Genomic DNA, 11,160 nt, shown 5'->3' with positions numbered 1-11,160 from the left:
CTCTTCCCCTCTCCCCCTCCCCCACTCTCCCATCTCTAATTAAGATTTCCCTCAATACGATCGCGAAAATCCTTTATAGTCAACTCTAAACCTTGATCCAGTGGCACAGTTGGCTCCCAACCCAACCAATTTTTAGCAAGAGTAATATCCGGTTGTCGCTGTTTGGGATCGTCTTCCGGCAGCGGTTTGAAGATAATTTTCACCCCTGGATTAATCATGTTTTGAATTTTTTGTGCCAACTCCAAGATAGTGTATTCGCCTGGATTCCCCAAATTCATCGGCCCGATTTGGTCGCTATTCATCAGTCGAATAAACCCTTCCACCAAATCGGAAACGTAGCAAAAACTCCGCGTTTGGGAACCGTCGCCATAAACAGTCAGCGGCTGATTTCGTAAAGCTTGAGCAATAAAATTGCTCACTACTCTGCCGTCATTTTCCAACATCCGGGGGCCGTAGGTATTGAAGATTCGCACAACTCGAATATCTACCCCATTTTGGCGGTGGTAGTCAAAAGATAGGGTTTCAGCTACTCGCTTTCCTTCGTCGTAACAACTGCGAATTCCGATACAATTAACATTGCCGCGATAATCTTCTGTTTGTGGATGTACGTCAGGATCTCCGTACACTTCGGATGTGGAGGCCAGAAAGAATCTTGCTTTTACCCGTTTGGCCAATCCCAACATATTCATCGTGCCGATGACGTTTGTTTTAATTGTCTTGACTGGATTGTACTGATAGTGTATAGGGGAAGCGGGACAAGCCAGATGGTAAATCTGATCTACCTCTAACCGAATCGGTTCCGTGATGTCGTGGCGGATCAGCTCAAAGTAGGGGTTATCCAGCCATTTGAGGATATTGCGTTTAGTCCCGGTGTAAAAGTTATCCAGGCAGACTACCTCGTGTCCTTGGGCCATTAAGCGATCGATTAGGTGGGAACCGAGGAAACCCGCACCGCCTGTGACTAAAATTCTCATGGGGGAAACTGCCGTTCTGTTTAGAGTGTAAGACTGTGGTACAACGATTCAGTCGATCGAATCAAACTTGCTAATACAATAACAAAATATCGATCGACAATGTAAAGACTTATCCGCCACCTGCATCAAATCTTTAATTAACTTAGCATTGTCAGATATATGCAACAGAGTGCGATCGCTCCTACATCCAAGCTACCTAATTTTATTTACACTTCAATACTTCCGCAAAAATACTGTTGACATTAACTCCAAAGTGACTATATAATTATTTGCCTTAATTTTTGGTGCAAATATTAGGTAGCAAACAAAAGATCAAGTCCTTGCTATAAATCTAATAAGGACTAAAGTCCTGACTACAAACCCAATATCGCGCTTGTGACTCTTTCTAAATCTTCTTCAGTTAAATTCGAGCCAGAAGGTAAGCAAAGACCGTACTCAAATAACTCTTCAGCAACTGCACCTCCCATACATTCACACTCAGCAAATACAGGCTACAAATGCAAAGGTTTCCCAACCGGACGCGCTTCTCTTTTATCCTTAGTAAGTGCGAGGCGAACTTGTTCTCTATCCGCACCGAAAGCAGCAGGATTAATAGTTAAACACTGTATTTTAGGTTCTTCCTTACTTGGTATGCTAAACTAACAATTAAAATGCGGCGTTGCTGAATCAAGGTATGAATGCCCCGGTCATGGGAATATCGTCAAATTTCAAGTAATGGATTAATAAATTAATAGAATGCTTGAGCATTTTGTCACATTTATAATAACAAAAAATTTTACGATCTAGCCTAGCTAAATAATGTCTTAGTCTTGTATTTTCTCCTTCTACTCGTGTCATGTAAGTCTTGCTAATAATCTGATCTTCATCAGGAATAAACATGGGATATACAGACCATCCATCAGTTACATAAAAATAGCATTTTCATGCACTTACTTTGTCCCATAATGGTTCAAATGTCTTAGCGCTATGATCCCCTAATACCCATCCTAAAATTCCTGGACTAAAGTGGTCAACCGCTTTCCACAGCCAGATCTTGTCTGTTTTTTTAAACATAAGTTTGTAATTCATCGAGCTCACCAACTTCTGGAATGACTTCCGGGTCATAAACATCTGGTAACAGTTTACCGACTTGTTTTACCCAATTTATTACCGTGGTATGATGAACTCCCTTAACTCGTTCTATCGCCCGTAAACCCATGCCATTAACGTACATTTTTAGGCAATCACGTTTGATGGTTTCGCGCTTGACCTCGCTGGGGCTCATACTCATTGATGAATTGACGACCGCATTGGACACAAATGTGGTTCTGTTTTCCTTTTTTCTCGCCATTTTTACGGATATGGGTTGATTTACATTCGCTTGCGTTGCATAAATTATTCCTCCTATTCATACTCTAACTCAGCAACGCCGGGAATTTTGCTGGCAAATCCTGACTTGCGGTTAGCCTATGGAACAGCAAGCCGTCACCGTTTAGAAGCTGAAATGATGAGAATTTGGGATTTAAAACACTAGAAGGATACTATCGAAAATTAGAAATTTTCGGAGACACTAAATCTAATGAACAATAAACAATCAACCAGCTAGAATGTAAAATTATGTCGATAGAATTATAACACACTAAAGCTAGAGTCAAAATCGGCAATTTACAGAGATAATAAACTTGTGGTATGATATTTCATGTCGTCAGCGGTTCCGAAGAATCAAGCAATTAATAAAAAAATACCGGAAAATTATAAAGCTTGTTTTTGGAGTAACTTTGGCAACCAGTCTTTCATTAGCTATTACAAAGGAGCATAACCAATGACTAATATCGTTACAGGCGCGGCAGGTTTCATCGGCTCTCACTTAGTAGAAACTCTTTTAAAGCAAGGTGAACAAGTGATCGGCGTTGATGAAGTCAACGATTACTACAATCCCGAATTGAAGAGAAAAAATCTCGCTAATTTTGAAAAATATCCGAATTTTAAACTGGTAGAAAGCAATATCTTATCTTTAGATTGGAAATCTCTCTTAGCCAATGTGGAAGTCATTTACCACCAATCAGCCCAAGCAGGAGTCCGCTCTAGCTGGGGAAATGGTTTTCGCAGCTATACAGAACGCAATATCAATGCAACTCAGGTACTCTTAGAAGCCGCAAAAGATGCACCGCAACTGAAAAAGTTTGTGTTGGCTTCATCTTCGTCCGTGTACGGCAATGCTGAAACTTTTCCTACTTCCGAAACTGCCTGCCCTCAACCAGTTTCTCCCTACGGCATTACCAAATTAGCCGCTGAACGTTTGTGTTCGCTTTACTATCACAATTTCGGCGTTCCCGCAACTATGCTGCGCTATTTCACTGTTTACGGGCCTCGCCAGCGTCCCGATATGGCATTTCACATATTTTTCAAATCAATTTTGCGCGGCGAAGCGATTTCAATTTACGGAGACGGACAACAAACGCGAGATTTCACATTTGTCAGCGATTGCATTGCTGCTAATTTAGCTGCTGCTAAAGTGCCGGAAGCTGTCGGTGAAATATTCAATATTGGGGGCGGAAGTCGAGTTGCTTTAGCAGAAGTTATTCAGACTATGGAAAGCATTGTCGATCGCCCAATTCGCATCAATTACCTAGAATCGAGCAAAGGAGATGCACGGGATACTAGCGCTGACGTATCAAAAGCTCAGAAAATCTTGGGATATCAGGCACAGGTTTCTTTGAAAGAAGGGTTAAAGCAAGAATGGGAATGGGTGCAGTCTTTGTACGGTTAGAGTGCGCTGAACCTACTCATATCAAATGCTGTGAGGCATACAGCTACCGGATCTGATAAGTTCAGAAACCGGGTTTTTTAAAGAAACCCGGTTTCTCGGTCTTATGTCTTTTTTGTATAGTTACTTATAAGCTTGGGTATTTGACCTTTTGGGGAGACTTTACTACACAAAGCGATCGCTTGAAAGAGACCAAACTAGACAAAGGCAGCCCGTCGCACCATCCTGTCTGTGCCACGGGCTAGAAGATCGTACTGATTTGCAATTAAATGCGTAAATCTGCTTATATATGCGGTTAATTTTTCGATACAAGCGGAGATGATATCAATATACCTTTTACAAAAAAAATATAAAACTCTTATTGTATGTACATTTTGTGTAAAGTTAATCATTTTTGGTACATTTTAACTCTGGTTATGCAACTATATATAACAAAGTACCGTGCGTAAATTGACGAGTAGGAAAATCAACCATAAAAGAAAGTGACCAAGAAATAGTGCTGAAAGATATAATTTAATTGCTAGTAATTCTGACTGTGACACTGCAAATTCATTAGTCTCGATATCCTTCAAGCTGAGATGATTGTGTACTCAAGCCTTAATTCAGGAACAATCAGGGATTCTATTATTAATCGTTGTTTGGCAATTGTATTGTTGTAACTTTTATGATGACTATCTCTAAAAGTACAATTCAGAAAATCCAACTTGCAGATTGCTAACTTTAACAGATTAGTCATTATCAAAACAATCATCGGTGTACTTCTTTAGTGCTGAACCTCAAAACTATCATCATTGAAAAGCAGGTTACCTTTACAGGTAGCGGCTAAGATATACCAGAGATTTTTAGGGGTGCATCTCACTTTGGCGAATATGTCACAAAAGGATTAAAATGGAAAAGCTCATAAAATCGCCAAAAAATATGATGCCAAGAAAATGACACCCTCAGACCAAGAACAGCTAAAAGCCTACTTTAAAGCGGCAGCATAAATTCTTTACAGAAATACAGATCCAACCGAGTTATAAAGTTTTGACAGCATAGAAAAAGCTCTCCGTCAGAAAATGCTAGAAGAAGTGGGATCAGAACTAGGTAGCTTTTTTTTTCAGCAGTATCAGGAATTCAAATAGGAAAACCCAGAAAAATAAAATCAATAGTCGGTGCGCTCGAAATTACAGACAATCAGGCGAAATATTTTGGATTGAAAGCTTAGAGTCAATTCAGTCCAATGATGGAAAAATGCTGTCTTTTAATCAGTGCCAACGAATCTTATCAAATGGCAGAAAAAGATTTAGAGATTTTCACAGGGGTCAAAGTCTCTCATAGTACATTACAAAGATTAGTCAAACGACAAGAATTTGAATTACCTACATCTAAACAAGGAGTCCAAGAAATTACATTGGATGGCGGCAAAGTCAGCGTCTGCAACGAAACAAAAGGCGAAGGGTGTTGCTGGAAAGACTATAAAGCCATTTGCGCATGATAATGTTTATTCGGGAGTGTTTTTTCAAAATAATCAAGATTTAATTGATTGGAGTAATAGCCAAAAATTGCTACATCCTATGTATTACCTAGGAGATGGTCATGCGGGAATTTGGAAAATATTTCAAAATATTGAAGATACTGAACAAAGACAAGAAATCTTAGATTGGTATCATCTGAAAGAAAATGTTTACAAGGTAGGAAGTTCACTAAAACGTTTAAAATTAGCAGAAAATATGTTGTGGCAAGGTAAAATAGATGAAGTTATCAATCTATTTAAAGAGATGACAAAAAAAATTAAAACATTTTGCAACTATTTAGAGACCCATCGCTGCCGAATAGTCAACTACCAATACTATAAAGAAGAATGCATAAGTTCGATAGGTTCGGGAACAGTTGAATCAATTATTAAACGAATTGGGTTTAGGGTGAAAATATCAGGAGCGCAATGGAAGATTGAGAGCGTTCCCTTTATCCTTTCTCTTCGCTGTGCTTATCTCAACGGTCAACTTTCAATTTGATGTATTTGCCAAAGTGAGATGCACCCTTGCGATCGACTTTGGTCAATTTATATGAACTTTCAAGTTAGAGCAAATTCCAGTGTGCCCAATCGCAGGTAGACTCTGGCTTGATCGGGCAAATTTTGGGAGAAATCGGATTTCCACCGAGGTGAAATAACATCAGGTTAGTCAAGGATTGTAAGGGTTTGATATCGCTGATTTTATTGTCATTAAGTTCGAGCCACTCAAGTTGAGTCAATGATTGTAAGTGTGTGATGTCGCTGATTTGATTATTTCGGAGGATGAGAGTAGTCACTTTAGTCAAGGATTGCAATGGTTTGATATCACTGATTTGATTATCGCTGAGATCGAGCCAGTCAAGTTGAGTCAAGGATTGCAATGGTTTGATATCGCTGATTTTATTGTTGCTGAGTCCGATCGCAGTCAGGTTAGTCAAGGATTGCAATGGTTTGATGTCAGTAATTTCATTGAGATCGAGGTTTAGAGTAGTTAGGTTTGTCAAGGATTGCAATGGTTTAATGTCAGTAATTTCATTGTTCATGAGACCGAGTTGAGTGAGGTTAGTTAAGGATTGCAATGATTGGATGTCGCTGATTTGATTGTTTTCAAGACCGAGTTGAGTGAGGTTAGTCAAAGATTGCAAGGGTTGGATATCGCCGATCCTATTGTTGTAGAGGCCGAGATTAGTCAGCTTGGTTAAAGATTGCAAGGGTTTGATATCACTGATTTGATTATCGCTGAGACCGAGATTAGTCAGCTTGGTTAAAGATTGCAAGGGTTTGATATCGCTGATTTGATTTTTGTGAACCAAAAGTTTAGTCAGGTTCGTTAAGGATTGCAAGGGTTTGATGTCAGTGATTTCATTACTGTTGAGGTCGAGTTCTGTGAGACTCGAAAGTTTCTGATTAGCTGCATCGCACTCAGTAGTTTCAGCTTTTTTCAACAAAACTTCAACAGTATGTTTAGCTTCAGCGCTCAAATTTGCTTTTTCGCGACACCAATCACCAAATGTTTGTCCAGTGTATTCTGATTGTTTCTGAGTGACCGATGAAGAGGTTCTATTTCTAGATAATTCTATAGCGGCAACCGCATTTCCGTGAAGCTTTATCCGAGTCAGGTTAGTTAAAGATTGCAATGGTTTGATATCGCTGATTTTATTGTTCTTTAGGTAAAGATTAGTCAGCTTCGTCAAAAACTCCAATGGTTTTATATCGCTAATTTGATTATTGTTGAGATTGAGCCACTCAAGTCTATTCAAAGATTGCAATGGTTTGATATCACTGATTTGATTGTTTTCGAGAACGAGATTCATCAGTCGAGTCAAAGATTGCAAGGGCTTGATATCACTGATTTTATTATTTTCGAGATCGACAGCAGTCAGATTAGTCAAAGATTGCAATGGTTTGATATCGCTGATTTGATTGTTTTTCAGGTAGAGATTAGTCAGTTGAGTCAAAGATTGTAAGGGTTGAATGTTACTAATTTGATTACCGCTGAGGTAAAAATCATCCAGGTTAGTCAAAGATTGCAAAGGTTGAATGTCACTGATTTGATTGTTGCTGAGTTCGAGATTAGTCAGTTGAGTCAAAGATTGCAAGGGTTGAATATCACTGATTTGATTGCCGCTGAGTTCGAGATTAGTCAGTTGAGTCAAAAATTGCAAGGGCTTGATGTCGATGATTTGATTATATCCGAGTTCGAGCATAGATAGGTTGGTCAAAAATTGTAAGGGTTTAATGTCACTAATTTGATTGCTGCTGAGTTCGAGCCAAGTCAGTTTGGTCAAAAATTGTAAGGGTTTAATGTCACTAATTTGATTGCTGCTGAGTTCGAGCCAAGTCAGTTTGGTCAAAGATTCCAATGGTTTGATGTCGCTAATTTGATTATGGTTGAGGCTTAGTGATGTAAGATTTGAGAGTTCCTGATTAGCCGCATCGCAATCAGTAGTATCAGCTTCGTTCAACAACACTTCAACAGTATGTCTAGCTTCGGGAGTCAAAGAAGCTTGAGCGCGACACCAATCACCAAATGTTTTGTTTGCAGGTTGCGTTTCTGCTGCGATCGCAGACAGTCCATTTCCAGATAATGCTAGGATCGTAAAACAAGTAATTGCGATCGACTTTGGTAAATTCATGTGTTTCTGTGCAACTATAAATGTCATAATCTTGTGCCTGTCATTTTCAGAGTAGTAAGGTTTGAGCATTTAATTTATGAGTTACCAACTACAGATAGACTCTGGCTTGGTCATCGGGCAAATTTTGGGAGTAATTAGGTTTCCACCCAGGGATAGATAATTCAGGTTAGTCAAAGATTGTAAGGGTTTGATGTTGCTGATTTGATTGTTTTCAAGACTGAGATAATCCAGTTCAGTCAAAGATTGCAATGGTTTGATGTCGCTGATTTTATTGTCGCTGAGTCCGAGAAAAATCAATTGAGTCAAGGATGCTAGCGGTTTGATGTCGCTGAGAAGATTGTTATCGAGTGCAAGCAAAGATAGTTGAGTCAATGATTGTAGCGGTTTGATATCGCTTATTTCATTTCTGCTGAGGTGTAGGTTAGTCAGTTGAGTCAAAGATTGCAATGGTTTGATATCACTGATTTCATTATTGTCGAGGTAGAGTTCCGTGAGACTCGAAAGTTTCCGATCGGCTGCATCGCACTCAGTAGTCTTAGATTTCCGCAACAACACTTCAACAGTATGTTTAGCTTCAGGACTCAGAGAAGCTTTTTCGCGACACCAGTCAGCAAATGTTTTTCCACTGTTTCCTGGTTGCGTTTCTGCGGCTTTTGCAGATAATCTATTGACCGATAATGCTAGGGCGATCGCACTTAAAGCAACTATCATCAACTTTGGTGCATTCATGTGTTTGTGTTGAACTATAAATTTCATCATTTTTCACCTGTAGTTTTATAAATCACCAAGTTTTAGCATTGACTAAAGAAATCAAGAGAGGAATTAATACCTCTCTACAAATTGCAGCGTTTAACTCAAATAACTGATACAGAATTAATCTTTGCTATTGGTAAATTCAGCGACATAATTCACAACAAGAGGCTCCGATTTGTGTCCATTAAGTACAGGTAATTCTTCTGCTTTTTCTCCATTTTTGGTGGTTTCATTCCGCATGAATGTCGCCATCAAACCGTCAAGCAAACCGCCACCGCCGCCGCTACCGTTGACTGCGACATCGGGTACGACGCGAACGCTGCCATCTGCGATCGCCTGAATAGCTTGCAACATCGTGTAACTTTCGATGCCCAAAGCACTGACACCAACTTGATAAGCATCGGCTTTTGCTTGTCCCATCAGGCGAATTCCTTCTGCTTGACCGTTGGCGTGTTCGATCGCAGCGCTAGCAGTCAATTGAGCAATTTTCACGCCTTGTTCTGCCCCCACCACCTCATGTTGAATGTCCGCGATCGCAGTTGCACGCACCAATTCTTGACGCTGGGACTCCGAACTGCGCTGCGCTTCGTAGGTTTTCTCCTGTTCCTGAGCAATTTTGCGATCGGTCAACGTTTGCATCAACTCCCCTGGTGGCGAAATCAAACCAATCAGGGTATCAACCGCTTGCACATCATAGGCGCGCAATGCCTGACGCACGTGTTCTGCGGCCTCTGCTTGGCGATCGCTCCGCGCGATCAAAAAATCGAGTATCGTATATTCTTGAGCCGAATTGCGGAAGTAATTACCCACAATTGGGCGCAGCACTTGGTCAATTAGATTCTGCATCGAACCTTGGCGTGAAATCACTCTCGGTGCATCTAAAGTACCGACATGAATGATTTGAAAAATTTCTAATTCAAAGCCAAATCCGTCAAAAGAAAGCAATTTCATCGCACTTAATTTGGAGTCATAGCCGTGTTCTCCGCTGAACCGTGATGTGAAGTTTAAAACTACATCGGTAGTGGGAACAAGTTCGACTTTCATCACTTTTGTATTGACGGGATGTTTGCCTGGATAAAGTGGCTCGACCCACACGCCTTTATTGCCCTTGCTGACAAGATTTCCGTGGGTAAAAGCTTCCCCACTTACATCTTTTTGCGATTCCCCCACAAAGGAAATTACTACGCCTACATAACCGATCGGCACTTCGGTCATCATTACCTGTTCAACTTGCACAAACCAGGGATTGAGGTTCCACGAACCCGATAGAATTATCTGTTCTTGCAAGCCTCTGCGCCCGCCACCTTTGATGAAGGATTGCGCTTTTTGGAAATTGTTGTGACCTGGAATTATGGGGCCGGCTATTTCACCTTCATCAATGGGAATGCCATCTAGTATGGTCACAATTCCCACACGCTCTGGAGCAAGTTTGTATACTTCAAATTCCCACGATTCCATACCCTTTTGAGCGGCATTTGCTGAAGTTATGACCTCAAATATAGCTGTATTGATTCGATAAGTACCCGTTGTGATGATGGCTAGCTGCCTTCCTTTTTCTCCGCCGTTGGTGAGGAATTTGCGGGCATTTTGGAAGTTGTCGCAATCGACGACTGTTCCTAAAATGCGATCGGGAGGAATTGTTGCTCCGTCATTGGCAATAATTAAACCTATTTCATCTTGAGGAACGACTACAACTGGTTCTTTTTTAATGCTATATTGCCAGGGGAAATAACCAAAATGCCAGCCGGGAGGAAGGGTGTCTGCTTGCAAACCTCCTTCGCCATCGAGGGCAATTAATCTACTGGATGGCAAGTTTTTGCTGGAGAATTTCTTGGTGACAATTCCCACTTCTCGTTCGCCGATCGCGATTAATCCCAAAGTCCAACCAATTTTGGGTATAAATATCAAAACTAGGAACATTGCGCCTACGGGAAAAATCCAAATCGGGATAGTAAACCCTTCTTCTGGCGCTACTTGGACTTCTTGGGCTTGGGGTGGTGGCGGATTGGTTTGGGCGGATGCTGGTGGGGCGATCGCGCCTGCTGCTGCGATCGTTGTTGCTACAGATAGTGTTAAGGGTAAAAGTTTACGAAACAAACTTACTAATTTAATCATGTTTTTCTACCTGCTTTAATCTAAGATGTACAGAAGAGTTGTTATCTAGGATCAGTATTCAACTAATTTCTTTAAACGTCAATTCATAAAATTCATTAATTGAGTTCATAAAAGTCATATTTGGAATATGATTGTGCAGGCAGTGCGATCGGTTTATCTGAAAATCAAGCAAATTCGGACACGGCAATGCCGTTTCCCTACCTTAAAAAAATCAATTTACCTCGATATAAAATGTAACCTGAGCCCGATTATTTGTAGGGAAACGGCACTGCCGTCTCCTGAATTTGGGTGATATCAATATATCAACGGGTGCTCAGAAACCGGGTTTTTACCGAAATACTTCGTTACAGCCCCTAGATTAAGTAAAAACCCGGTTTCTTTGGTTGTGATGCGTAAGTCCCGTTGATATTAACCACCGCCGCCACCGCCACCACCACCACC

The 11,160-nt window shown here is 40.7% G+C and carries 5 protein-coding genes and 2 pseudogenes; 2 read left to right on the top strand and 5 right to left on the bottom strand.

Features of this window, described 5'->3' with window-relative positions:
• Positions 1-35: 35 nt before the first annotated feature.
• Positions 36-974 (bottom strand): UDP-glucuronic acid decarboxylase family protein, encoded by a 939-nt coding sequence (locus tag K4039_RS25775; protein ID WP_265239357.1) that lies wholly within the window; start codon positions 972-974, stop codon positions 36-38.
• Between the two features lie 666 nt (positions 975-1,640).
• Positions 1,641-2,365: pseudogene (locus tag K4039_RS25770) on the bottom strand (IS1 family transposase).
• A 410-nt stretch (positions 2,366-2,775) separates the two neighbouring features.
• Here K4039_RS25770 and K4039_RS25765 point away from each other — a divergent pair.
• Together K4039_RS25765 and K4039_RS25760 are read left to right on the top strand one after the other, a co-directional pair.
• The gene (locus K4039_RS25765; RefSeq protein WP_265239356.1) at positions 2,776-3,723 is read left to right on the top strand and encodes an NAD-dependent epimerase/dehydratase family protein; all 948 of its coding nucleotides are present in this window, start codon (positions 2,776-2,778) and stop codon (positions 3,721-3,723) included.
• A gap of 983 nt (positions 3,724-4,706) precedes the next feature.
• Positions 4,707-5,717: pseudogene (locus tag K4039_RS25760) on the top strand (ISKra4 family transposase).
• A gap of 64 nt (positions 5,718-5,781) precedes the next feature.
• Here K4039_RS25760 and K4039_RS25755 read toward each other — a convergent pair.
• The 3 genes from K4039_RS25755 to K4039_RS25745 all read right to left on the bottom strand — a co-directional run bounded on the left by K4039_RS25755 (position 5,782) and on the right by K4039_RS25745 (position 10,719).
• Positions 5,782-7,878, bottom strand: coding sequence for a leucine-rich repeat protein (locus K4039_RS25755; RefSeq protein WP_265239355.1), 2,097 nt, complete (start codon positions 7,876-7,878; stop codon positions 5,782-5,784).
• Positions 7,879-7,932: 54 nt separating this feature from the next.
• Positions 7,933-8,610, bottom strand: coding sequence for a leucine-rich repeat domain-containing protein (locus K4039_RS25750; RefSeq protein WP_265239354.1), 678 nt, complete (start codon positions 8,608-8,610; stop codon positions 7,933-7,935).
• A 114-nt stretch (positions 8,611-8,724) separates the two neighbouring features.
• Complete coding sequence (locus K4039_RS25745; protein ID WP_265239353.1) at positions 8,725-10,719, bottom strand: SPFH domain-containing protein; 1,995 nt, start codon at positions 10,717-10,719, stop codon at positions 8,725-8,727.
• Between the last annotated feature and the right edge of the window lie 441 nt (positions 10,720-11,160).

The organism is Lyngbya sp. CCAP 1446/10, from assembly GCF_026130175.1.
Taxonomy (GTDB): Bacteria; Cyanobacteriota; Cyanobacteriia; order Cyanobacteriales; family Microcoleaceae; genus Microcoleus.
Note: the sequence above shows the minus strand (reverse complement) of the source record. Positions and strands in the feature narration are given on the sequence as shown.

What these genes read in the sequence shown, in the direction of transcription:
- K4039_RS25775 (WP_265239357.1), bottom strand. Translation starts at nt 974, where the DNA reads ATGAGAATTTTAGTCACAGGCGGTGCGGGTTTCCTCGGTTCCCACCTA.
- K4039_RS25765 (WP_265239356.1), top strand. Translation starts at nt 2,776, where the DNA reads ATGACTAATATCGTTACAGGCGCGGCAGGTTTCATCGGCTCTCACTTA.
- K4039_RS25755 (WP_265239355.1), bottom strand. Translation starts at nt 7,878, where the DNA reads ATGACATTTATAGTTGCACAGAAACACATGAATTTACCAAAGTCGATC.
- K4039_RS25750 (WP_265239354.1), bottom strand. Translation starts at nt 8,610, where the DNA reads ATGATGAAATTTATAGTTCAACACAAACACATGAATGCACCAAAGTTG.
- K4039_RS25745 (WP_265239353.1), bottom strand. Translation starts at nt 10,719, where the DNA reads ATGATTAAATTAGTAAGTTTGTTTCGTAAACTTTTACCCTTAACACTA.